Source organism: Streptomyces chumphonensis (assembly GCF_014779715.1).
GTDB lineage: Bacteria > Actinomycetota > Actinomycetes > Streptomycetales > Streptomycetaceae > Streptomyces > Streptomyces chumphonensis.
The window spans coordinates 52,971-78,445 of sequence record NZ_JACXYU010000020.1 but is presented as its reverse complement, the minus strand read 5'-3'; the positions used below and the strand labels follow the sequence as shown (position 1 = coordinate 78,445).

Below are 25,475 nucleotides of genomic sequence, written 5' to 3'. Positions count from 1 at the left end.
CGTAATCTCGGGGCTGGAGCCCGCCGATCACGGCATCGAGTACCACACCTTGGGGTTGCGCCACATGACAGCGATTGCGCTGGGAATGCCGTCCGTACCGATCAAGCTCGCCGAGCGCCGTGCCAGCCGCACCATTCAGGTCGGGTCGGTGGCGGTGGGCGGTGACGCACCGGTCTCGGTGCAGTCGATGACCACGACGCGCACCTCCGACATCGGTGCCACGCTGCAGCAGATCGCCGAGCTCACGGCGTCCGGCTGCCAGATCGTCCGGGTCGCCTGCCCGACGCAGGACGACGCGGACGCCCTGTCCACGATCGCCCGCAAGTCGCAGATCCCGGTCATCGCCGACATCCACTTCCAGCCGAAGTACGTCTTCGCCGCGATCGACGCCGGCTGCGCGGCGGTCCGCGTCAATCCCGGCAACATCAAGCAGTTCGACGACAAGGTCGCGGAGATCGCGAAGGCGGCCTCGCAGGCCGGCACCCCCATCCGCATCGGCGTCAACGCCGGTTCGCTGGACCAGCGGCTGCTGCGCAAGTACGGCAGGGCGACGCCCGAGGCCCTCGTGGAGTCGGCCCTGTGGGAGTGCTCCCTCTTCGAGGAGCACGGCTTCCGCGACATCAAGATCTCCGTCAAGCACAACGACCCGGTCGTCATGGTCAACGCCTACCGGCAGCTCGCCGAGCAGTGCGACTACCCCCTCCACCTCGGGGTGACCGAGGCGGGCCCGGCGTTCCAGGGGACGATCAAGTCCGCCGTGGCGTTCGGAGCCCTGCTCAGCGAGGGCATCGGCGACACGATCCGGGTGTCGCTGTCCGCGCCGCCGGCCGAGGAGGTCAAGGTCGGCATCCAGATCCTGGAGTCCCTCGGGCTGCGCGAGCGCGGCCTGGAGATCGTCTCGTGCCCGTCGTGCGGTCGCGCCCAGGTGGACGTGTACAAGCTGGCCGAGGAGGTCACGGCCGGGCTCACCGGGATGGACGTCCCGCTGCGGGTCGCGGTCATGGGCTGCGTCGTCAACGGCCCCGGTGAGGCGCGCGAGGCGGACCTCGGTGTCGCCTCGGGCAACGGCAAGGGACAGATCTTCGTCAAGGGCGAGGTCATCAAGACGGTGCCGGAGTCGAAGATCGTCGAGACGCTCATCGAGGAGGCGATGAAGATCGCCGAGCAGATGGAGCAGGACGGCGCGATGTCCGGCGAACCGCAGGTGAGCATCGCCTGACGGTGACATGCCGCCCGCCGTGCTCCGCAGCCGCCCCTCGCCGCCCCCGGAGCAGGGGTACAGTGCGGAGAATCGCCCCCTGAGGGATCGATCTCCGACCGCTTCGGCCCCCTCGGGCCCCGCACGGTGAGGCACCCTTCGCACGTGTTGACGACGACTTCCACCCGGCCCCTCGTGCCCGACGACCTGGACGAGGCGCTGGCCGTGCTGCACCGGGAGCCGGTCGCCAACGCCTTCGTGGCGGCCCGGGTGCAGTCCTCCGGGCTCGACCCGTGGCGGCTGGGCGGCGAGATGTGGGGCTGGTTCCACCGGGGCCGGCTGACCTCGCTGTGCTACGCGGGCGCCAACCTCGTGCCCGTGTGCGCCGGGCCGGAGGCGGTGGCGGCGTTCGCCGAGCGGGCCCGCCGCCAGGGCCGCCGCTGCTCGTCCATCGTGGGCCCGGCGGAGCCGACCGCCGCCCTGTGGGCGCACCTGGAGCCGCACTGGGGCCCGGCCCGCGAGGTACGGCCCCGGCAGCCCCTCATGCTCACCCGCTCCCCGGCCGTCGACGTCACCGCCGACCCGTTCGTGCGCCGCGTGCGCAAGGACGAGCTGGAGACGCTCATGCCGGCCTGCGTGGCGATGTTCACCGAGGAGGTCGGCGTCTCCCCGCTCGCCGGGGACGGCGGACTCGTCTACCAGGCCCGGGTGGCCGAGCTCGTCGGTTCCGGCCGCGCCTTCGCCCGCTTCGAGGAGGGCGAGGTCGTCTTCAAGGCGGAGATCGGGGCCGTGACGCCGTACGCCTGCCAGGTGCAGGGCGTGTGGGTGCACCCGGACCGCCGGGGGCAGGGCCTGTCCGTCAGCGGCATGGCCGCCGTGCTGCGCTTCGCCCTCGCCGAGTTCGCCCCCGTGGTGAGCCTCTACGTGAACGACTTCAACACGCCCGCCCGCGCCGCCTACCGGCGCGTCGGCTTCCGGGAGTCCGGCTCCTTCATGTCCGTCCTGTTCTGACCGCCCCCGCCCTCCTCGGCCGGGCCGCCCGGCGCCCGCGCGCCCGTCAGACGAGGCGCTTGATGTCCCCGCGGACGCGGTAGAAGCCGCTGGAGGACTCGTGCACCGCGTCCACGACGTACCGGGCCCCGGGTGCGCGGAGCTGGCGGGGGAACTGGACGTTCCACTCCGGGTGGTAGCCCTGGGAGACGACGTGCACGCGCAGCCGTCCGGACTCCTGGACGCACTCCAGGACGATGCCGCCCGCCGGAGCCGCCACGGACTCCACCGACGCCGTCCACGCCGCCGGCGAGCGGGTGGGGACGGCCGCGGCCAGCTTCACGTCCCGGGCGACCGGCACGGACCCCTGCTGTGCGGCCGTCACCGCCGCCTCGCTCGCGTCCACGCAGACCAGGGAGCCGTCGGTGGTGACCAGGAACAGCCGCTCGTCCGCGTACTGCATGGACAGGGCCGAGCCGCCCCCGGTGGCCAGCTTCCACAGCCGCTCCCCGTGCTCGTCGAAGCAGTACACCGAGGACTGCGAGTCACCCGCGAAGACGAACCGCCCGCCCGGACTGGTGGCGCAGGAGTACACGGCGCCGTCGCACCGGTACGTCGCCCCGATCGCGCCCGTGGCCTTGTCGAGCCGGTGCACGACCTGGTGCGAGGTGCCGGCGTAGACGGCGTCCTCCTCCTGCCAGCCGAACAGCACCCCGCCCTGGGTCGGGGTGTGCCACAGCTCTCCGCTGCCGCCCGGGGCGTAGGCGGTCACCCCGCGCAGGTGGCCGTGGTAGACGCCGCCGTCGTCGGCGCGGACCATCCAGGCGTGCTCACCCCGGCTGCGCCGGGCCCACTGGTGCTCGTCCTCGTGGTCGATGACGGTCAGCCCGCCGGCGCGGTCGGAGACGTGGAGCACGCCCTCGTGGATGTCGAGCCAGAAGATGTTGATGTCGTCGGAGACGGCGTAGGCGGCGAAGGGGAGCTTGCCCGACAGGTCGTAGACCTGGCCGTCGTCGCAGCCGGCGTAGATCCAGAAGTCGTCCGCGACGAGGCACTTCACGCCGTCGGGCAGGGCGTAGCGGGCGAGCACGTCACCGGAGTGGCTGAGGTTGTAGACGTCCCCCGCCTGGTTGCCCACCCAGCAGCGGTCCTCGTCGATGTGGATGCCGAAGGCGGCCGAGCCGGTCCGGAAGCGCCACAGCACCGGGGCGACGGCGCGGGCCGTGGACGGCGTGGAGGAGACCTGCCGGCGCGTCACCGCCCGGGGCGCGCGCTCCCCACGGACGGCCGGGGCGTACCCCTTGCGCACCTTCTCGGCGACCTTCCGGCGCGCCGCCGCGTGCGCCTTCTCCGAGCTGGGGAAGCTCGTGCTCTGCACCTGCCCGCCCGCCCCGATACGGCCGTAGCGGACCGTCACGACGTGCCCGTCGACGGTCACCTCGTAGAACTTGTGCGCCCCGCCGCCGTCCTGCGACAGCTCCAGATACGTCTTCGTCCCCGGTGTACCCGGCATCCCGGTGCCTCCCCTTGCGCCTGCCCGGCAGCGGCCCGAACCGGCCGTGCCCCGAACACCCATGACGCTAGGTGGGACCACTGACAACGCGCGGGGCGGGCCCGCCCGGAAGGCACCCCCCTCCGGTACGGGCCCGCCCCGCGTCGCGCCGGTGTCAGAAACTCGGCGCGGCCGAGGGCGCCTTGAGCCGGCCGAGGAACGGGTGCCACAGGTGGGTCGGGTCCTCCTCGACCGCCTTGACGATCTCCCGCATGGCCGCGAGGGCCTTGGGCTCCTCGTCGTCGTAGACGTCGCCCTGGAGCAGCTTGAGCACGTCGAGACGGTAGCGGTCGTCCTGGACGAAGGCGGTGAACAGAATGTTCAGGCGGTAGTAGATCGAGATGAACTCGTACCAGTTCTTCACCCCGCGCCGCAGCTTCTCCTCGTACGCGGCGAAGCGTTCCTTGCCGAAGTCACCGGCCTCGGCCGCCGCGATGATGTCCTTGCAGGCGATGCGGGCGCTGTTGAGCGCGACGCTGACCCCGCTGGAGAAGATGGGGTCGACGAAGCGCGCGGCGTCGCCGATCAGGACGAACCTGTCGCCGGCGACCTGCTTCATGCCGTAGCTGTAGTCGCCCTCGGTCTTGAACGGCTTGACGCGGTCGGCGTTCTTCAGGACGTCCAGCAGCTCGGGGCGGCTGGCGACGGTGTCCCAGAAGTACTTCTCGCGGTCACCGTCGTACTCCTTGAAACGGGCCTTCTGGCTGACGACGCCGATGGAGGTGATGGTGTCCGTGATCGGGATCTGCCACACCCAGGTGTCGGAGACCGGCAGGAAGTGGATGAAGATGTAGTCCGCCTGGTCCTTGTTGACGGCGAGTGCCTTGCGGTCCAGGTGGTCGAACCAGGTGTGGACGGCGTACTGGTTGAACACCGGGTCCGGCACCTTGAACTTCAGCTGGCTGCCCAGGTGCGTGCGTCGGCCGCTGGCGTCCACGACCATCCTGACGGCGACGTGCGCCCGGCTCCGGCCGATCCTCGCCTCGATGACCGGGTGCTCACCGTCGAAGTCGACCTTGCCGACGTGGACGCCCTGGAACACCTTCGCGCCCAGCTCCTCCGCGTGCTTGAGGAGGATCTGGTCGAACTTGGCGCGGTCCACGTGGAAGGTGTAGTCCCGGTCGACGCCGGCCTGGTCGCGTTCGCTGAAGAGCACCTCGGCGGCGCGGAAGTCGTGCTCCAGGCCGCGGAAGCCGTTGTGGTCGATGGCACGGTCCTCGGCGGACGTCCAGGCGGCCCCGTACTTCTTGGGGAACCCCGCCGCCTCGACCTTGTCCATGGCGCCGATGTCCAGGAGCACCGGGGTCGTGGCCGGCACCAGCGACTCGCCGACGTGCTCGCGGGGGAAGTTGTCCGCCTCGAAGACGGCGACCTTCAGGCCGGCTTTGGCGAGGTAGGAGGCAGCCGTCGATCCCGCGGGGCCGCCGCCGATGATGCCGATGTCGAACTCTGCGTCCACGACGCACTCCGTTCTGCCGTTCTGATGAGGATCGTGCTCGGTGATGCGGGAGCGGTCGGCGTCGGTGGGGGTCTGGCTGCCGACGTCCTGTCAGGCGGCGGGCTGCGGGGACAGCTCGTGGACCATGTCCGTGATCGTCGTCAGGTTCTGGAAGTGCTTGCCCGTGATGTGCGTCGGCGGGATGGTCACGCCCAGCTCGTTGCGGATGAAGCTGAGCAGGAGCGAGGTGTTCATGGACGTCAGCACGCCCCACTCCAGCAGCGGGGTGTCCGCCTTCAGCTCCGAGACCCCGCTGTCGCCGAGGAACTGCTCCTGGATGTACGCGCTGAGCTTGGCGTAGATCGCGTCCCGGTCGAGTGCCGCCACTTGGTGCCTCCGTACTGGCCGAGATGGTCGCCGGGCGTCCTGCCCGGCCGTGTGGGCCCACCATGGACGTCCGGTCTGGAAAACCGCTCGCCTCTCGCTCAGGTCCCGGGCGTGGAGGCACGTGGCGGCTGCGTCACACGGTGAAGAGGTCACTGGACGTTGAGTTTCTCCTGCGTTTTAATTGAGTTGTCGTTGAATTGTGGAGACCGGCATCGCAGGTCGGGGAGCAGCGCGGGCGGAGGTCGGAGCGGGCGGGCATAGAGTGAAGCGCCATCTGATGAGGTGATGGCCTGACGGGAGGTGGGTGCGGTGTCGGCTCCTCATGGGGCGGAGGGCTCCGGCGAGGTCGCGGAGGATCTCGGCGGCGGCCGGAAGCGGACCGGTCGCCGGCCGGGTGTCACCCTGAGTCGGCACGCGATCCTCCAGGCCGCGCGGAGCAGGTTCGCCGAGCACGGCTACGCGGGGGCGTCCGTACGGGCCATCGCCAACGACGCGGGCGTGGACGCGGCGCTGATCCATCACTTCTTCCTCTCCAAGGAGGGGCTGTTCGCCGCGTCGATACACGACGCGCTCCACCCCGAGGCCGTGGTCGAGGCCGTGCTCGGCGGCAAGGGCGTGCGCGGCACGGGGGAGCGGCTCGTGCGCACGTTCCTCGCGCTGTGGGAGGGGGAGACCACCGCCCGGCAGATGCGCAGCATCCTGCGCTCCGCCGCCTCCCACGAGGCCGCGGCCCGCATCCTGCGCGAGTTCATCACCCAGGAGGTCCTCGTCCCGATCGCGAGGACCACCGGACGGACGCACCCGGACGTGCGGGCGTCCCTGGCGGCCTCGCAGCTCGTGGGCCTCGCCATGACGCGGTACATCGTCGAGATCGGGCCGCTGGCCACCCTGCCGCAGGACGACGTCGTGGCGTGCGTGGCCCCCACCCTCCAGCGCTACCTCACCGGCGCGCTGCCCGCCCCGTTCGACGCCTGAGCCGCCCCGGCCGGGGCGCCGGCCGCCGTCGGCCGGCGGGGCGGCCATGTCGGTGAGCAGCGGTTCGCGCAGCCGCGCGCCGTGGCCGGGCAGCTCCAGCGGGGTCACCCGGACGGCGGGGCCGAGTGCCGTCGCCCAGCGCGTGCAGGGCATCGCGCTGCCGCCCGCGTGGGCGAGGCGGTACAGGACGCGCACGCCCCCGCCGTCCCCTCCGCCGGGTCCGGGCGTGCCCGGTGGCCTCGGTCTCCCGGTGCTCGGTGTCGTCGCCATCTCCTTCCCCTGCCTCGTCGGGCCGGAAGGGCCCTCAGGGCCGTTCTCTAGTCGGGCGCGAGGCGCCTGAACGACCTTGGGCCGAGTGGTGGCGCACCATACGTGAAGTCATCGGATGCCGAACTACGGGAGCCGTGCATGTCCGAGCCGTTCACCATCCCCGAACTCCGGCCCGATGACGCCCACGCGATCGCCGTCGTCGGCACCGGCTGCCGCTTTCCCGGCGGCGTCCGGGACCTGGACGGCCTCTGGCGCGTCCTGGCCGACGGCGTGGACGTGGTCGGCGAGGTGCCGTCCGACCGCTGGGACGACTCCTTCCACGACGCCGACCCCAAGGCGCCGGGCACCACGTACTGCCGCGAGGGCGGCTTCCTCACGGACATCGACCGGTTCGACGCCGAGTACTTCGGCATCTCCCCGCGCGACGCGCGCGAGATGGACCCGCAGCAGCGCCTGCTGCTGGAGGTCACCGCCGAGGCGCTGGAGGACGCGGGCGGCCCCCGGGAGCGCTGGGCCGGCACGCGGACCAGCGTCCACCTGGGCATCCTCGGCTCCGACTACCTGCTGCTGCACTCCAAGACCTCCGGCATCGGCGGCGTCGGCCCCTACTTCGCGGCCGGCAAGGAGTTCAGCTTCGCCGCCGGACGCATCGCCTACCTGTTCGGCCTGCACGGGCCGGCCATGTCCGTCAACACGGCCTGCTCCTCCTCCCTCGTCGCCGTCCACCTCGCCTGCCAGGCCCTGCGCGCCGGGGAGGCGGACGCCGCGCTCGCGGGCGGCGTCAACGCGATCCTCACCCCCGAACTGACCGTCTTCATGGGCACGGTGCAGGCGCTCTCGCCCACCGGCCGGTGCAAGCCGTTCGACGCCCGGGCCGACGGGATCGTCCGGGGCGAGGGCTGCGGCGTCGTCGTGCTCAAGCGCTACGCCGACGCCCTGCGCGACGGCGACCGCGTCCACGGCGTCATCCGGGGCAGCGCGGTCAACCAGGACGGCTACAGCGCGGGCCTCATGGCGCCGAACGCCGTAGCCCAGCAGGACCTGCTGCGCAGCGCCCTGGACAACGCCCGCCTGACCGCCGACGCCGTCGCCTACGTGGAGGCCCACGGGACCGGCACCCCGCTCGGCGACCCGCTGGAGATCTCCGCTCTCACCGACGTGATCAGCCACGGCCGGCCGGACGACCGCCGGCTCCTGGTCGGCTCGCACAAGGCCAACTTCGGCCACATGGACTCCGCCGCCGGTATCGCCGGGCTGCTCAAGACGCTCCTCGTGCTGCGGCACCGCACGGCTCCGGGCCAGATCCACCACGAGACGGCCTCACCGCTCATCGACTGGGACCGCTCCGGCATCCGCGTCCCCCGGCGCCCCACCGCCCTGCCGGGGCCCGCGCGGAGCGAGGCCGTCGCCGGGGTCAGCGCCTTCGGACTGTCCGGAACCAACGCCCACGTGCTGCTGTCCACCGCGCCCCCGCAGCCGCCGTCCCCCGCGCCGGAACGTCGGGCCGCCGGCCGGACGCTGGTGCTCTCCGCCTCCACCGAGGCGGGGCTGCGCGCGCTGGCCGGGGACTTCGCCGACCACGTGGAACGCGCCGGGGACGCCGAGTTGGACGCCGTGACCGCCGCCGCGGCCGTCCGCCGCACCCCGCTGCGCACCCGGCTCGCCGTCGTCGGCGCCTCGGCCGCGGACCTCACCGAGGCCCTGCGCGCCCACCGCGACGGCGAGCCCCACCCGAACGCCCTGCCGGGCGGCGCCCCCGACGCACCACTGCCCGTGGTGTACGTCTTCTCCGGCCAGGGCTCGCAGTGGTCGGGCGCCGGGCTCGACCTGTACGAGAGCGAACCCGCCTTCCGAGCCGCCCTCGACGCGTGCGCCGACCTGATCCGCGACCACGCCGGCTGGTCGCTGCTCGACGCCCTGCGCGACCCCGACCCGGCGAGGCTGCGGGCCACCGAGGTCGCCCAGCCCGCCGTCTTCGCCCTCCAGGTCGCGCTCGCCGCGCAGCTGGACGCCCTCGGGGTGCGGCCCGACGCGGTGATCGGGCACAGCATGGGCGAGGTCGCCGCCGCCCACGTCGCCGGCGCCCTCGGCCTCCCCGACGCCACCCGGCTCATCGTCGAGCGCGGACGGATCATGCAGCGGGCCACCGGGACCGGGCGCATGGTCAGTGTCGAACTGGGCGCGGACGAGATCCGCGACCGCCTCGGCGACGGACACCCGGACGTGGCCGTGGCCACCGTCAACGGCCCCGCCTCCGTCGTGCTCGCCGGGCCGCCCGAGGCCGTGGAACACGCGGTCGCCGAGCTGCGCGCCCAGGGTGCGACGACGACGCCGCTGCCGGTGACGTACGCCTTCCACAGCCCGCTCATGCTCCCGCACGCCGCCGCCCTGGAGGCGGCGCTCGACGGCCTCACCCCCCGCGCCCCCACCCTGCCCTTCCGCTCCACGGTCACCCCCGGCGAGGAGGTGACGCACGACGCGGCCTACTGGGCCGCCGGTGTGCGCGAACCCGTGCTGCTGTGGCCCGCCGTCCGCCGGGAGCTGGACGAACGGGCGCCCGGCGGCGTGGCGTTCGTGGAGCTGGGCGCGCACCCCGTGCTGAGCCGCCCGATCCGCTCGGCACTCGCCGGGCGGGACGGCGGCGGGCTGGTGACCGGCACCCTGGCCAGGGGCCGGGACGGCCGCCGCGAACTGGCCCTCACCCGGGCGCGGCTGCACGTCCACGGCGCCCCGGTCGACTGGACCACCGACCACCCCGGCGGGGTGCGCCCGCACACCCTGCCGCCGCACCGCTGGGCGGACGAGCGGCACTGGCTGGACGGTGTCCCGCGCGGGCGGCAGGGCGGCGCGGTCGTCGGCGGGCAGGGGCTGCGGGCCGAGGTGCGGCTGTACGACGCCGACAACCGGCTGATCGGCGAGGTCACCGGGGTGCCCCGGCCGGTCGCCGAGCAGCGGCCGGCCGCCCCCGCCCCGACCGTCCCGCACGACGTCCCGCACGACGTCCCGCACGATGCCCCGCAGAGGTCCCCGCGGTCCGCACCGGCGGAGCGGGCCGCGGGGAGCGTGGCGGACACCGTCGCACGGGTCGTGGCCGAGGTTCTCGGCCACGACCCGGACAAGCGGCTCCCGCGCACCCGGGGCTTCTTCGAGCTGGGCCTGGACTCCGTCACGATCGCCGAACTCGCCCGCCGGCTGGGCGCGGAGCTGGGGTGCGGACTGGACGCCGCCGACATCCTGGAACACGCCAGCATCGAGGCCCTGACCAGGTACGTCCGGCCGCTGCTGCCCGACCCCGCCACGAGGGACGACGGCACGGTGCCGGTCGCGCCCGGAACCGCTCCGACGGGCGCCCCGGCCGGGGAGCGGCGCGGACCCGAACCGATCGCCGTCGTCGGGATCGGCTGCCGGCTGCCCGGCGGCGTCAGCGATCCGGACGGCTTCTGGTCGCTGCTGGAGGCGCGCCGGGACGCCAGCGGGGACGTCCCGGCCGACCGCTGGGACGCCACGGCCCTGCACGCCGCGGGCGGCGGCGCCGAACCCGGCACCGTGGCCACCACGCGCGGCTCCTTCCTGGACGCCGTGGACGGCTTCGACCACACCTTCTTCCGCGTCTCTCCCCGGGAGGCCCGGAGCATGGACCCGCAGCAGCGGCTGCTCATGGAGGTCACCTGGGAGGCGCTGGAGGACGCCGGCGTCCCGGCGCCCCGGCTGCGCGGCGGGCGCACCGGGATCTTCGTCGGCCTCAACACCACCGACTACCAGCAGCTCGTGACCCGGCGCCCGTCGGACGTGGACCTCTACTACGGCACCGGGAACTCCTTCAGCGGCGCCGCCGGGCGGCTGTCGTACTTCCTCGGCACCCGCGGACCGAGCATGGCCGTGGACACCGCCTGCTCCTCCTCCCTCACCGCCGTGCACCTGGCCTGCCAGAGCCTGCGGGCCGGGGAGAGCGACCTCGCCGTCGCCGCCGGGGCCAACGTCATGTGCACCCCGACCGTCTTCCTCGCCATGTCCGCCGCCGGTGCGCTCGCCCCCGACGGCCGCTGCAAGACCTTCGACGACGCGGCGGACGGCTACGGACGCGGCGAGGGCGCCGGTGCGGTCGTTCTCAAGCCCCTCTCCAGGGCGCTTGCCGATGGTGACCGGGTGTACGCGGTCGTGAGCGGCAGCGCGGTGAACCAGGACGGGGCCAGCGGCGGCCTCACCGTCCCCAGCGGCGAGGCGCAGCAGGAGGTCGTGCGCACGGCGCTGGACCAGGCGGGCCTCGCCCCCGGGGACGTCGACTACGTCGAGGCGCACGGCACCGGGACCCGGCTCGGCGACGCCGTCGAGGTCCGGGCCCTGGCCGCCTCGCTCGGCGACGGACGACCCGCCGAACGCCCCCTGGTCATCGGCTCGGTGAAGACGAACGTGGGGCACCTGGAGGCCGCCGCCGGGATCACCGGCCTCATCAAGGTCGCGCTCTCCCTGGGCCACGAACGCATCCCCGCGCACCTGCACGTCAAGGAACCCACCCGGCAGCTCGCCTGGGACCGGCTGCCCGTCCGGGTCGCCACCGACGCCGTCCCCTGGCCGCGCGGCGCACGCGTCCGGGTCGCGGGGGTCAGCGCCTTCGGCTTCACCGGCACCAACGCCCACGTCGTCCTGACGGAGGCCCCCGTCGACGCGCTCACGCCCCCCGACCCGCTCACCCCGGGGGACGCCGACCGCCCCACCCGGCCCCACGTGCTGACCGCCTCGGCCACCACGGGCGCCGCACTCGCCGAGACCGCCGCGCGGCTGCGGGACCGGCTGGCCGCCGCCGGTGACGCCGAGCTCGCCGACCTGTGCTGGACCGCCGCCGCCCGCCGCACCCACCACGAGCACCGGCTGGCGGTCGTCGGGCACGGCCGGGCCGAGCTCATCCGCAGACTCACCGCCGCCGAGCGGGGCGAGACGGGCGCCCGGGTGCGGGCGGGCATCGTCGGCGCGGACGAGGAACGCACCCTCGCCTTCGTCCACGGCACCGCCGCCCCCGACCTGCCCTGGGCCGAACTGCTGGACCCGGCCGCCGACACGCCCCTGGCGGCGGCGCTGCTGGGCGACCGGGAGGCCGCGCGGGCCTTCGCGACGACCGTCGCGGAGACCGACGCCGCCCTGCGCCGCGCGCTCGGCTTCTCGCCGGTGCGGGTGTGGGAGTCCGCCGCCCCGCACCCCGCGCCGGGGACGGTGGAGGAGACCGCCCTCGCCTGGGCCGGCCAACTGGCCATGACCGCCCTGTGGATCGCGCTCGGGGTCGGCCCCGACGCCGTGGTCGGCGCCGGGGTGGGGGAGCTGACGGCCGCCTGCACCGCGGGCGAGCTCGGCCTCGACGAGGCGGCCGGTCTGCTCGCCACCGGCGGCTCCCCGCCGCCCGCCGGCCACAGCGGGCGGCTGCCCCGCTACTCGGCGGCCGGCGGCTGGCCCACGCTGGCGGCCGAACTCGTCACCGACGGCGTGCAGACCCTCCTCGACGTGGGCACCGGCAGCGCCGCCGCCCAGCTGCTGTCGGCCGCCCTGGACGGCCGGGGGGCCGACGCCGTCGTGCTGTCCACCCCGGTGCGGCGCACCCCCGGCGGCGGGCGGCGGACGACCCCGGACGCCGCCGACCTGCTCGACCTGGCGGCCGCGCTGCACGTCCTCGGCTGCGCCGTCGACTTCGACCGGCTCTGCGGCGGTCCGCGCCGCGTCGTGCCGCTGCCCGGGTACGCCTGGCAGCGCCGCAGCCACTGGATCGGCCCGGCCCCCGACGGGAGCGGTGCCCCGGTCGAACGGACCGAGGAGGCCGCGGAGGTGGCGGGCGTCCCCGCCGAACGGGCCGGGGCCCCTGCCGCGTTCGTCGCCGAGGTGGCGGCGCTGCCCGCCGAGGCCCGGACGGAACGCCTGCTGGACGCGGTGCTGGAGTGGGCCGGGGACGTCCTGGGCGGTGCCGACGACGTCGCGCCCGAACAGGGCTTCTTCGACCTGGGCATGGACTCGGTGCTCTCCCAGCAGCTCAAGCGCCGCGCCGAGCGGGAGCTGGGCTTCGAGCTGCCCGGGACCGTCATGTTCGAGTGCCCCAACGCCCTGTCGTTCGCGCGGTTCCTGGACGCGGAGCTCGACGCCCGCCCCACCGCCGACCGCCCCGACCGCGAGCGCTCCGCCGACGCGCCACCCGGGGCCGAGGCACCCGCGCCGCACGCCGCACCCCCGTCCGACGCACTGGACGACCTGAGCGACGACGCCCTGATGGCCCGCGCGGTCCACCTGCTCGCCAGCTCCGAAACCCTGCTCACCGAGGGAGACTGACCATGACGACGCAGGCCGGCCACCCCACCCAGGAGGACTACCGGGCCCGTCTTGTCGACGCCCTGCGCACCATCGAACGGCTCCAGGGCCGGCTCAGGGAGAACGAGCGGCCCCCCGCCGACGAGCCGATCGCGGTCATCGGCCTCGGCTGCCGGCTGCCCGGCGGTGCCGACACCCCCGAACGGTTCTGGCAGCTGCTCCGGGCCGGGACCGACGCCACCGGGGAGTTCCCGGCCGAGCGGGGCGACGCGAAGGCGCTCTACGACCCCGACCCGGACACCCCGGGGCACGCCTACGTCATCCGGGGCGGGTTCCTCGACGGACCGGTGGACCGCTTCGAGCCCGAGGCGTTCGGCATCACGCCCCGCGAAGCGCGGGGCATGGACCCGCAGCAGCGCCTGCTCCTGGAGGTCGCCTGGCAGGCGCTGGAGCGCGCCGGCTACGCCCCCGACTCCCTGGGCGGCTCGGCCACCGGCGTCTACGCGGGCGTCAGCACGACGGACTACGCCCGCATGCGGCAGTCCGAGGGCGACATCGACGACGTCGACGCCTACCAGCTCGTCGGCGAGCCGAGCTTCGCCGCCGGCCGCATCTCCTACACCCTCGGGCTCCAGGGACCGTGCAAGGTCATCGACACCACGTGCTCCTCCTCCCTCGTCGCGGTCCACGAGGCGAGCCAGGCCCTGCGGCTGGGCGAGTGCGACCTGGCGCTCGCCGGGGGCGTCAACCTGATGCTCTCGCCGTACGGCTTCGTGATGATGAGCAAGTTCCGCGGGCTGTCGCCCGACGGCCGCTGCGCCACCTTCGACGCGAGCGCCAACGGCTACGCGCGCGGTGAGGGCGCGGTCGTGCTGGTGCTCAAGCGCTACTCCGACGCGGTACGCGACGGCGACCCCGTCGCGGCCGTCATCCGGGGCTCCGCCGTCAACCACGACGGCCGCAGCAGCGGCCTGACCGTCCCCAACCCGGCGGCCCAGCAACAGGTCATCAAGGCGGCGCTGCGGCAGGCGGGCCTCGCACCCGGGGACGTCGACTACGTCGAGGCGCACGGGACCGGGACGGCCCTCGGCGACCCGATCGAGCTGCGCGCCCTCGAAGCCGTCATCGGCCGACACCGGCCGCCGGGCGAGCCGCTCCTCGTCGGCTCGGTCAAGACCAACATCGGCCACCTGGAGTCGGCGGCGGGCGCGGCCGGGCTGCTGAAGCTCGTCCTCGCGGTGCAGCACGCCGAGTTGCCCCCGCACCTGCACTTCACCGAGCCCAACCCGGAGGCCGGCTGGGACCGGCTGCACATCGAGGTCACGGCCGACGGACGGGCCTGGCCCGCCGCCGACGGACGCCCGCGCATCGGCGCGGTGAGCAGTTTCGGCGCCAGCGGCACCAACGCCCACGCCGTCATCAGCTCCCCGCCCGTCCCGCGGCCCACCCCCTCCGACGGTCCCGACGGTCCCGACGGCTCCGAGGGTGGCGACGCCTCCGGCGACCCCGAGGTGCTGGTGCTGTCCGCGCACAGCGCCGAGGCACTCACCGAGGTGGCCGGCGAGTGGTCCCGCCACCTGCGGCGCACGCCCGACCTGCGGGCGGCGGACGTCTGCTGGACGACGCAGGTGGCCCGCTCCCGGCAGGCCCGCGGCCTGACCGTCGCCGCCGAGGGCCTCGACGCGCTCGCCGACGCCCTGGACGCCCACCTGCGCGGTGAGCGGGACCACCGCGTCGTCGCCACCACCCTGCCGGTGCACAGGTACCGCAGGGCGGGCTGGCTGTTCACCGGCCAGGGCGCCCAGTACGCGGGCATGGCACGGGAGCTGGCCGAGGAACCCGCCTTCCGGGAGCCCTTCGACGCCTGCGTCGCGCTGTTCGACGCGCAGGGCGTCGGCGACGGGCGCTCCCTGCGCACCGTGATCTGGCCGGACGCCGGGAGCGGGAACGGCGAGGACGGCGGGGCGGACGTCATCGACGACACCCGCTGGACGCAGCCCGCCCTCTTCGCCGTCGAGTACGCGCTCGCACGCATGTGGCAGTCCTGGGGGCTGCGCCCGGCCGGGCTGCTCGGCCACAGCGTCGGGGAGATCGCCGCCGCGTGCGTCGCGGGGGTGTTCTCGCTGCCGGACGCCGTGCGGCTGGTCGCCGCCCGGTCCGCGCTGATGGCCGACCTCCCCGCCGGGGGCGCCATGGCCGCCGTGTTCTGCGACGAGGCCACCGCACGCGCCGCCGTCGCCGCGTACCCCGACACGCTCTCCGTCGCCGCCGTCAACGGCCCGGCCGCCGTCACCCTCTCCGGCGCCGAGGCCGACCTGGCCGCCGTCCGCCGGGCCCTGGCCGACCAGGGGGTGCGCAGCACGCCGCTGAAGGTCTCCCACGCCTTCCACTCCCCGCTGCTGGCCCCGATGCTGGACGCCTTCCGCGCCGTGGCCGAGTCCGTGACCTACCGGCCGCCCGCCCTACCGCTGTACTCGAACGTCACCGGCGCCCGGTGGACCGCCGAGGAGCTGGGCGCCGACTACTGGGTCCGGCACGCGGCGGGCGCCGTGCGCTTCCACGACGGTGTCGGCGCCCTGCACGCCACCGGTGTGCGCACCTTCCTGGAGGTCGGCCCGGCCCCCGTCCTCAGCGGCCTCGGCCGGTCCGCGCTGGGGGACGCGGAGTGCGTCTGGGTGCCCTCCCTGACCCGGCCCGGCAAGGGGCCGGGGGACCGGCTCACCGTCCGGCGCGCCCTCGGCGTGCTGCACCAGCGCGGCGCGACCGTGGACTGGCGGGAGGTGCACGCGGGCCGCACCCCGCGCCGCGTCCCGCTGCCGCCCACGGTGTGGCGCGGACAGTCCTACTGGTTCCCGCAGCCCGGCGGCGGGACCGCGGGTCGGGCGGGGACCGGCGACCGCGCGGCCGCCCCGCCCGCGCCCCGGACGGGCACCGAGGTGCCCGGCGTCGGGGTGCGCATGCCCGGCGCCGCGCCGACCTACGAGGTCGCGCTGGACGACCCGCGCTGGGAGAAGTACATCCGCACCGACGAGGACGGCGACCGCTACCTGCCGCTCGGCGTGCTCGCCGGCGTCACCAGGACCGCCGCGGGCGACGCCGTCGGCGGCCGCTGGTCGTGCCTGGAGAGCCTGGAGATCCACGAGCGCGTCCCGATGGACGGCGACGGCCGCGTCCTGCACGTCATCTTCGCGCCCAGCGCCGAGGACGGCCACGTGGCCTTCGCCTGGCACAGCCTCTCGCCGACCGAGGAGGCGGCCGCCGCCCCGTGGCGCCGCCACGCCCGCGGCCTGCTGCGCCGCCGCCCGGCCGGACGCCGGCACAGCCCCGAGCCGATGGCCTGGCTCCAGGCCGAACGCTACGGCGAGCCGGTCCGCTACGAGACCGCGTCGATGTCCGCCGCCCTGGCCGGCGCGGTGACCGGCGCCCACCGGGGGGACGCCCCCGGGGTGCTCGTGGCCCTCGGCCCGCAGCAGCGCGAGGAGCGGGACCACCCGCTCGTGGAGGTCCTGGACGCCTCCGTGGCCGCGCTCTCGTGGGACGTCGCCCCCGAGCGGCCCGGCCACGCCCCGGGGTACGGGGTCAAGATCACCGACGCCTGGTGCAGCGCCCCCGAGGGCGTCCGCTACGTGCGGGCCACCGCCCACCGCCGCGCCGGGACGCCCGAGCAGGCGGGCACCGTCGTCGGGGAGGTGGAGTTCTTCGCCGAGGACGGCGCGGTCATCGGCGGCATCCGGGAGCTGCACGTCATGCACCCGGCCGCCGCCGCACCGCGCCCGGCGCCCTGGCGCCGCCCCGAGGACCTGCTGCTGACGGTGTGCTGGGACCAGGCCGCACCGCCGCCGCCCCCGCAGGACCTCTCCGGGGAGTCCGTGCTGCTCCTCCCGGACCGCTCCGGCCTCGCCCCCGTCCTGGCGTCCGCACTCCGGGCCCGGGGCGCCGCCTGCCGCGTCGCCGACGCGGACGCGCTGCGCCCCGACACCGCGGCCCTCGGCGCGCTGCTGGACGACTGGCGCGAGGACCTGACGCCGGGCACGCCCGGCCGCGTCGTGCTGCTCAGCGGCGTCGACGCGCCGGACGTCACCGTCGCGGACCCGGAGTCGCTCACGGCCTACCGGGACCGGACGGAACTGACGGCCGTCGCCCTGGTGCAGGAACTGCTTCAGCGCCCCGACCACGCCCGCACGACGGTGGCCCTCGTCACGCGCGGAAGCGTCCCGGCCGGCGCCGGGGCGGCCGCCGGGGACGGCCCGCCCGCCGTCACCAACCCCTTCGCGCACACGCTGTGGGGCCTCGGCCGCGTCATCGCCCTGGAACACCCCGACCACTGGGGCGGTGCGGTCGACCTCGCTCCCCTGCCCCCGGCGAGCGAGCCCCCGCCGGGCGAGGCCGACGCGCTCGTCGCCGCGCTGTGGGACGCGGCGGCGGAGGACCAGCAGGCGCTGCGCGCCGACGGGCGCCACGTGGCCCGCGTGCGCCGCGGCGGCGCGACCCCGCAGGAGCTGCGCCGCACGCCCGTCGTCCGGCCCGACGCGGGCTACCTGATCACCGGGGCCTTCGGCGGCATCGGCCGAACGGTCGCCCGCTGGCTCGCCGACCAGGGCGCCGGCCGGCTGGTGCTGCTCGGGCGCACCCCGCTGCCGCCTCGCGCGGACTGGGACCGGCCGGGGCTGGAGGCCGCCGTGCGCGAGCGCGTCGCCGTCGTGCGCTCTCTGGAGGCCACCGGTGTCCAGGTGGAGGTGGTGGCCGCCGACGTCGGCGACCCGGACCAGGTCCGCGACATCGTGGACCGGCTCGTGCTCGGCGCCACCCCGCTGGCCGGCGTCGTCCACGCCGCCGGCGTGTCCGAACCGCAGTTCCTGCGCGACGTCCCGGTGGGCGACCCACGGGCGTACGACGCCGTCTGGCGGCCGAAGGTCGTCGGCGGCTGGCTCCTGCACCACTTCACCGAACACCTGGAGCTGGACTTCTTCCTGGGCTTCTCCTCCATCGCCGCCACCTGGGGCTCGCAGCACCTGACGAGCTACGCGGCCGCCAACGCCTTCCTGGACGGCCTCGCCGAGTACCGCCGGGCGCGGGGGGCCGCCGCGCTGACGGTGAGCTGGGGCCCGTGGGAGCTGCCCTCCGCGCTCTTCGGCGAGGACGTCCTGGAGTTCCTCACCTCCACGGGCCTGCGGACGCTGTCCGCACCGCAGTGTCTGCGGCTGCTGGGGATGCTGCTGGCCGGTGACGCCCCGCAGGCCGTGGTGTGCGCGGCCGACTGGGCGGTGTACAAGCCGGTCATGGAGGCCCGCGTCGAACGCCCGATGTTGCGCGAGCTGGAGACCGCCGAGGCGTTCGACGGCGAGGAGTCCGCGCTGCCGGCCGAACTCGCCGCCGCCGGTCCTCAGGAGCTGCGGGCGCGGCTCGTCGGGTTCCTGCGCGAGGTGCTCGGCGAGATCGTCGGCGTCGACCCCGACCGCGTCGACCCCGCCGCCGACGTCATGGCCCACGGGCTGGACTCGCTGATGGTGATGGACGTCGTCAAGCGCTGCAAGCGGGAACTGCGGGTCAGCCTGCGGCCGAACCAGCTCTTCGAGCGCTCCACCCTGGAGGACTGGGCGGAGCTGCTCGCCGGTGAGCTCGGCACCTCCGGCGACGCCGGGGCGGGACCGGACGCGTCCGCCATGAGTGATCCCGCGCGGATCGCCGAGGACGTGACCCTCGATCCGGACATCCGCCCCGCCGGCCCGCTCCGGCAGGGCTACACCGACCCCGACCGGGTCCTGCTCACCGGCGCCACCGGCTTCGTCGGCGCCTACCTGCTGGACGAGCTGCTGGCCACCACCCGGGCGACCGTGCACTGCCTGGTGCGGTGCGCCGACGAGGCCGAGGGGCTGGCCCGCATCCGGCGCAACGTGGAGCGGTACCTCCCCTGGCGCCCGGACGCCGACGTCCGCATCGCCGTCGTCCCCGGCGACCTCGGCAAGCCGCTGCTCGGCCTGGACCGCGAGCGGTTCGAGGCGCTCGGCGAACAGCTCGACGCCATCTACCACAACGGAGCCTGGGTCAACTTCTCCTACACCTACGAGCAGTTGCGGGCCGCGAACCTGACGGGCTGCGCGGAGATCCTGCGGCTGGCCTGCCACGGCCCGCTCTCGCCCGTCACCCACGTGTCGACGTACGGGATCTGGGGCCTGCCCGCCGACGGACGGACCGTGGTCCGCGAGGACGACGACATCCTCGGCGCGGGAAAGCTCGTCACGGGCTACGTGCAGACCAAGTGGGCGGCCGAGCGGATGATGGAGCTGGCCGGGGAACGCGGCATCCCCGTCGACGTCCACCGGCCGGGCCGGGTGCTGGGGGACTCGCGTACCGGCGCCTGCCTGACCACCCACTTCACCACCCGGGTCATCAAGGGCTGCCTCCAGCTGGGCACGGCGCCGGCCCTGGACCTGGAGGTGGAGATGACGCCGGTGGACTACGTGGCCGGCGCCCTGGTGCGGATCTCCCGCGAACCGCACGACTTCGGCCGCACCTACCACCTGGTCAACCGGGCCAAACTCCCCTTCACCGACCTGCTGGAGGCGATGGCGGACTTCGGCTGGACGGTCGAGACCGTGCCGGTCGAGGACTGGTGGAGGGCGCTCCAGGACTCCTACGCCGTCCGGGAGAACGAACTGCACCCGGTGATGGGCGTCGTCGAGGAGTTCGTCGTCGGCGGCGAGGAGGCCATCGACTACCGCACGGACCACGTCGAGGACGCCCTGCGGACGACCGGCCCCCACTGCCCCGCCCTGGACGCCGCGCTGCTGCGCACCTACTTCGCGTGGATGGTCGACAGCGGCTACCTGCCGTCTCCCACCGCGCCCTGAGCCCGCCTCCAGCGGGAGCGAGGACCATCCGTGTCACCGGCACCCGGCACGGCCGCACCGACGCACCGAGGACATCGAGGAGACCCGCCCATGGCCCCCAGCCGACGCACGACCACCGAACCCCGACCGGCGAGCTCCGGAGACCGACCGCAGTACGACGTGGCCGTTCTCGGCTCGGGCCTGGCCGGGTCCACGCTGGCGGCCTGCCTGGCCAAGAACGGCGCGAAGGTGCTGATCCTGGACGCCGGGTCGCACCCGCGCTTCGCCATCGGCGAGTCCACGATCCCCTACACCTCGATGATGATGCGGCTGGTCAGCGAACGGTACGGGGTGCCGGAGATCAAGTGGCTGACCACCTTCGAAGCCACCCAGGCCAAGATCTCCACCAACTGCGGGGTCAAGCGGAACTTCGGATTCCTCTACCACCGGGAGAACGCCAAGCAGAACCCGCTGGAGACCAGCGAGTTCCCCATCCCCAAGATCACCCACACCGAGAACCACTTCTTCCGGCAGGACACCGACGCCTGGATGCTGGGCGTGGCCGTCAAGTACGGCGCCCACGTCAGGCAGCAGACCAGGGTCGACGACGTCGAGATCGACGACGAGGGCGTCACCGTCCTCGCGGGGAGCGGCGACCCGGTGCGGGTGAGGTTCGTCGTGGACGCCAGCGGGCACCGCTCGCCGATCGCCCGGAAGTTCGACCTGCGGGAGGACCCGAGTCGGCTGCGGCACCACTCGCGGTCGCTGTTCACCCACATGGTCGGCGTGAAGCCCTACGAGGGCACCGTGCCCAAGGGCGTCCACAACAACCCCAGCCCGTGGAGCGAGGGCACGCTGCACCACCTCTTCGACGGTGGCTGGATGTGGGTCATCCCCTTCGACAACCACCCCCGGGCCACCAACCCGCTGTGCAGCGTCGGGCTCAACCTCGACCCGCGCAAGCACCCCCGGCCGGACTGCTCCCCGGAGGAGGAGTTCCGCCGCTTCATCGCCAAGTACCCGGACATCGAGCCGCAGTTCAGGGAAGCCCGCGCGGTGCGCGACTGGGTGAGCACCGGCCGGCTCCAGTACTCGTCCAAGCAGACCGTCGGCTACCGCTGGTGCCTCACCTCGCACGCCGCCGGGTTCGTGGACGCGCTGTTCTCCCGGGGCCTGTCCAACACGATGGAGATCATCCACGCCCTCGGCTGGCGGCTGCTGGACGCCATCAAGGACGACGACTTCTCCGTCGAGCGCTTCGCGTACGTCCAGGAGCTGGAGCAGGGCCTGCTGGACTTCAACGACGACCTCGTCGCCAACGCGTACACCTCGTTCAGCGACTGGCACCTGTGGAACGCCTGGTTCCGGATCTGGTCCCTGGGGCAGATCCTCGCCACCTTCGAGATCAACCGCGCCTACGCCCGCTTCCTGGACAGCCACGACCCCTCGGTCCTCGCCCGGCTGGAGCGGCAGGCACCCGACGGCGCCATCCCCGACTACGCGCCCGCCCGCGAACTGCTCAAGCGGGTCAGCGAGCTGACGCGGTCCGTGCACGCCGGTGACCTCCCCGCACGCGCCGCCGCCCACGAGATGATGGAGATGCTGCGCGCGGCGGACTTCGTCCCGCCCGCCTTCGGCCTCGCCGACCCGGACAACCACTGGACCGACGCCTCCACGATGAAGATCGTCGACACCCTCAAATGGGCGAAGCGGAACGCGCCGGTGGAGATCGGCGAACTCGTCCACGAAGGGCTCACCCTCTTCATCCGCAAGCGGTTCGACCGCGAGGAGTTCGACCTCGCCGAGGAGCTCAAGCACATCGTCGCGCGCTGGCCGGTCATCGGTAGGCCGCTGCGGGTGCCCCTGCCCAAGTGACCCGGCGCCCCCACCGGACCACTCCCGCCCCCGCGCGGACACGGCACCCGCCACCACCGACCGACCGGACGGCTCCAAGGAGACCCCCGTGCACGAGCAACCGAACCCCGACCCCGCACAGCCCTTCGACGTCGCCATCCTCGGCTCCGGTATCGCCGGTTCCATGCTGGGGGCGATCCTCGCCCGCAACGGCGCCAAGGTGCTGCTCATCGATGCGGCCTCGCACCCGAAGTTCGCCATCGGCGAGTCCACCATCCCCTACACCCTCGTGGCCCTGCGCACGATCTCCGAGCGCTACGACGTGCCCGAGATCAAGACGCTCGCCACCTTCACCAACAGCACCAAGGTCCTCGGCCCCAAGTTCGGGGTGAAGAAGCACTTCGGCTTCCTCCTCCACCACGAGGGCCGGCCCCAGGACCCGCGCGAGGTGAACCAGTTCGACACCCCGGGTCTGCTGCACGAGGCCAGCCACCTCTACCGCCAGGACATCGACGCGTACATGTACCACACGGCCGTGAAGTACGGCTGCGTGCCGCGCGTCAACTTCCGCGTGGAGGACGTCGACTTCGACGGCGGCGGCGTCACGCTCAGCTCCGCGGCCGGGGAGCAGTACCGGGCCCGCTACGTCGTCGACGCCAGCGGCTACCGCTCACCGCTGGCGGAGAAGTTCGGGCTGCGTGAGGAGACCTGCCGCTTCAAGCACCACTCGCGGTCGATCTGGAACCACATGATCGACGTCCCGCCCACCGACACCCTGTTCCACCACTCCCCGGAGAACACCCCGCCGGTGCCCTGGTACGAGGGCACCGTCCACCACATGTTCCGGCGCGGCTGGTTCTGGGTCATCGGCTTCGACAACCACCCGTGGTCGAGGAACCCGCTGTGCAGCGTCGGGCTCACGCTCGACCCGCGCACGTACCCCAAGGCCGGGAACATGACGCCGGAGGAGGAGTTCCACCACTACGCGCAGCGCTTCCCGGACGTCGCCCGGCAGTTCGAGGGTGCCAAGCCGATGCGCGAGTGGGTCTCCACCGGACGGCTGCAGTACTCCTCCACGCGCTGCTCGGGCGACCGGTGGTTCCTCCTCTCGCACGCGGCCGGATTCATCGACCCCCTCTTCTCCCGCGGCCTGTCCAACACGGCCGAGGCCATCAACACGCTGTCCTGGCGCCTGCTGGACGCCGTCAAGGACGACGACTTCTCCCAGGAGCGCTTCGACTACGTCGACCGCCTCCAGCAGGGCCTGTTCGACTACAACGACAGCCTCGTCAACGCCGCGTACATCTCGTGGGACGACTACGACCTGTGGACCGCCGTCTTCCGGGTCTGGGCCTGGGGTGCCAACGCGGGCACCTTCCACCTCCAGTCGGCGCTCACCAAGTACCTCAAGGACGGCCGCGACGAGCACTTCAAGCACGCCGAGGACGTCCCCCACCTGGGCCTGTACTGGCCGAACCACGACGGCTACAAGAGCCTGTACGACGAGATGGTCGAGCGGTGCGACGCCTTCGAGTCGGGCAAGAGCACGGCTCGAGAGGCGGCCGACACCATCTACGACCACATCGCCCGGGCACCGTACGTGCCCAAGCACTTCGGGTTCGCCGAACGCGACCAGCGCTTCCTGCACCCCACGCCGAAGGTCCTCCGCAAGACCATCGGCTGGGCGCGCAGGGAGGGCGACCCGGCGGTGCGGCGACTGATGTTCGGCACCGGCATCGAGGCGCTGAAGGCGAAGGCGAAGGGCCGCCGCATCTTCTAGGGCGTCCTCTCGGCGCGTTCCGTGGGCGCGCCACCGGGCCCGGCAGGGCCCACCCGGGGCGACCCGGCCCGAGCAGGCGGAGGGCGCCGCGTCCCCGAGCGGGTGCGCGGCGCCGCCCCGGCAACGCGAAAGGAATGGAAGATGAGTGTCTCCACCGGGCCCGGGCCGACGCGTCCCCCGGCCCCCGACACCGCACCGGCGCCCGACGCCGCGCAGGGCCAGGCACCGCCGGTCCCGGGCCGCTGGCTGATCCTCGTGATCGTGCTGTCCGCCGTGTTCATGCAGCTGCTGGACACCACCATCACGATCGTGGCGATCCCCTCGATCCAGGCGGACCTCGGGGCCTCGTTCGCCGACGTCCAGCTCGTCGTCGCCGTGTACGCCCTCGCCTTCGCCTGCATGCTGATCACCGGCGGCCGACTGGGCGACATCTACGGCCGCAAGCGGATGTTCCTCATCGGCATGCTGGGCTTCACCTGCGCCTCCGTCATGTGCGGGGCGGCCACCAGCGCCGACTTCCTGGTCCTCTCCCGGGTCCTCCAGGGACTCTTCTCCGGACTGATGTTCCCGCAGGTCCTGTCGATCATCCAGGTCACGTTCTTCGGCAGGGAGAAGCCCAAGGCGCTCGCCTTCTACGGCGCCTCCATCGGCCTGGCCACCGTCCTCGGACCGGTCCTGGGCGGCTGGCTCATCGAGCTGGACATCGCCGGCAGCGACTGGCGGTCCATCTTCTACGTCAACGTGCCCATCGGCCTGCTCGCCCTCGGGCTGGGCGCCGCCCGCCTGCGGGAGTCCTCCGCCGAGACCAGGACGCGGCTGGACGTCACCGGTGCGCTGATCGTCACCGCCGGGCTCTTCCTGCTCATCCTGCCCCTGGTCGTGGGCCGCGAGCACGACTGGCCGGCCTGGAGCCTGGCCATGCTGGCGGCCGGGCCGTTCGTCCTGGCCTGGTTCGCGTGGGTGGAGAGGCGCCGGACGGCCGACCCCGACGCGTCGCCGCTGGTGCCCGTCACGCTCTTCAAGGAGCGGTCCTTCACCGTCGGTCTGCTGATCAGCCTGGTCTTCTTCACCGGCATCCCGTCGTTCTTCATGACGCTGTTCATCACCCTGCAGATCGGCTTCGCGTACAGCGCCGTCTCCGCGGGCGCGGTCACGCTGGCCTTCGCCCTGCTCATCGCCATCGGCTCGGCGCGCTCGAACGTCGTCGTGCGCAAGCTCGGCACCTGGACGCTGGCCCTGGGCACCGCGCTCCTCGTGACCGGCATGGGCGGCGTCATCCTGACGCTCCACTGGGCCGGCACCGACCTGCGGGGCTGGTACCTCGTCCCGGCGCTCATGGTCGGCGGCGCCGGCACCGGCCTGGTCGTCGCGCCGATCACCGGCATCATCCTGGAGGGCATCAGGTCCGGCGACGCGGGCTCCGCCTCCGGCGTCATCGCCACGACGCAGCAGGTCGGCATCGCCGTCGGCATCGCGGTCATCGGCATCCTCTTCGCCAACCTCATCGCCGGAAACGCCGGGGACTCCCTGGCCACGGTGGAGCCGCGGCTACGGCAGGACCTGGCCGCCGCCGGACTGCCGCCGGAACGCTCGGAACAGGTCGTCGCCGGCTTCGAGACCTGCTTCGAGGACCGCACGAACCAGAAGGACCTCACGGCCGTCCCGCCGAGCTGCGAGCGGGTCGAACGGGAGGCCGAACAGCTGCCGCTGCCGCCCGAGGTGACGGAACAGGTGCGCACGGCGGTCCTCGTGGAGGCCGCGCCGGAGGCCCGCAAGGAGAACTTCAGCCGGAGCTTCCAGGGCGCCCTGGGCTGGCAGCTGGGAGTCTTCACCCTCTGCTTCCTGCTGGTCCTCGCCCTGCCGAAGGTCAAGCCCGCGCGGATCACGCCCGGCGGCGCCTGACCCGGCGCTCCGCC

General features: G+C 73.8%; 11 protein-coding genes. 8 read left to right on the top strand and 3 right to left on the bottom strand.

The genetic code is table 11. The annotated features are described in order from the left end of the window. Positions 1–64: 64 nt before the first annotated feature. Together ispG and IF129_RS25005 are read left to right on the top strand one after the other, a co-directional pair. Positions 65–1,219, top strand: coding sequence for a flavodoxin-dependent (E)-4-hydroxy-3-methylbut-2-enyl-diphosphate synthase (gene ispG, locus IF129_RS25010; RefSeq protein WP_191212107.1), 1,155 nt, complete (start codon positions 65–67; stop codon positions 1,217–1,219). Positions 1,220–1,363: 144 nt separating this feature from the next. Further along, the gene (locus IF129_RS25005; RefSeq protein ID WP_191212106.1) at positions 1,364–2,209 is read left to right on the top strand and encodes a GNAT family N-acetyltransferase; all 846 of its coding nucleotides are present in this window, start codon (positions 1,364–1,366) and stop codon (positions 2,207–2,209) included. A 46-nt stretch (positions 2,210–2,255) separates the two neighbouring features. Here IF129_RS25005 and IF129_RS25000 read toward each other — a convergent pair whose 3' ends face one another. The 3 genes from IF129_RS25000 to IF129_RS24990 all read right to left on the bottom strand — a co-directional run bounded on the left by IF129_RS25000 (position 2,256) and on the right by IF129_RS24990 (position 5,565). Continuing rightward, positions 2,256–3,701, bottom strand: coding sequence for a WGR domain-containing protein (locus tag IF129_RS25000; protein ID WP_191212105.1), 1,446 nt, complete (start codon positions 3,699–3,701; stop codon positions 2,256–2,258). A 154-nt stretch (positions 3,702–3,855) separates the two neighbouring features. Continuing rightward, complete coding sequence (locus IF129_RS24995) at positions 3,856–5,199, bottom strand: NAD(P)/FAD-dependent oxidoreductase (protein WP_191212104.1); 1,344 nt, start codon at positions 5,197–5,199, stop codon at positions 3,856–3,858. Between the two features lie 90 nt (positions 5,200–5,289). Beyond that, a complete protein-coding gene (locus IF129_RS24990) occupies positions 5,290–5,565 on the bottom strand; it encodes a phosphopantetheine-binding protein (RefSeq protein WP_191212103.1) in 276 nt (91 codons plus the stop codon). A gap of 309 nt (positions 5,566–5,874) precedes the next feature. On the opposite strand from IF129_RS24990, the gene IF129_RS24985 reads away from it, so the two are divergent. The 6 genes from IF129_RS24985 (at position 5,875) to IF129_RS24960 (ending at position 25,461) form a co-directional block, all read left to right on the top strand. Then, entirely contained in the window at positions 5,875–6,540 is a 666-nt protein-coding gene (locus IF129_RS24985; protein ID WP_191212102.1) for a TetR/AcrR family transcriptional regulator, read from the top strand. A 408-nt stretch (positions 6,541–6,948) separates the two neighbouring features. Next, complete coding sequence (locus IF129_RS24980) at positions 6,949–13,116, top strand: type I polyketide synthase (protein WP_191212101.1); 6,168 nt, start codon at positions 6,949–6,951, stop codon at positions 13,114–13,116. 2 nt (positions 13,117–13,118) lie between these two features. Then, positions 13,119–19,946, top strand: coding sequence for a type I polyketide synthase (locus IF129_RS24975; RefSeq protein ID WP_191212100.1), 6,828 nt, complete (start codon positions 13,119–13,121; stop codon positions 19,944–19,946). 90 nt (positions 19,947–20,036) lie between these two features. Beyond that, a complete protein-coding gene (locus IF129_RS24970) occupies positions 20,037–21,800 on the top strand; it encodes an NAD(P)/FAD-dependent oxidoreductase (protein WP_191212099.1) in 1,764 nt (587 codons plus the stop codon). Positions 21,801–21,888: 88 nt separating this feature from the next. Further along, on the top strand, positions 21,889–23,559 hold the full coding sequence (locus IF129_RS24965; protein ID WP_318153932.1) for an NAD(P)/FAD-dependent oxidoreductase: 1,671 nt from the start codon (positions 21,889–21,891) through the stop codon (positions 23,557–23,559). Between the two features lie 141 nt (positions 23,560–23,700). After that, the gene (locus IF129_RS24960; protein ID WP_191212098.1) at positions 23,701–25,461 is read left to right on the top strand and encodes an MFS transporter; all 1,761 of its coding nucleotides are present in this window, start codon (positions 23,701–23,703) and stop codon (positions 25,459–25,461) included. The last annotated feature ends 14 nt before the right edge of the window (positions 25,462–25,475 follow it).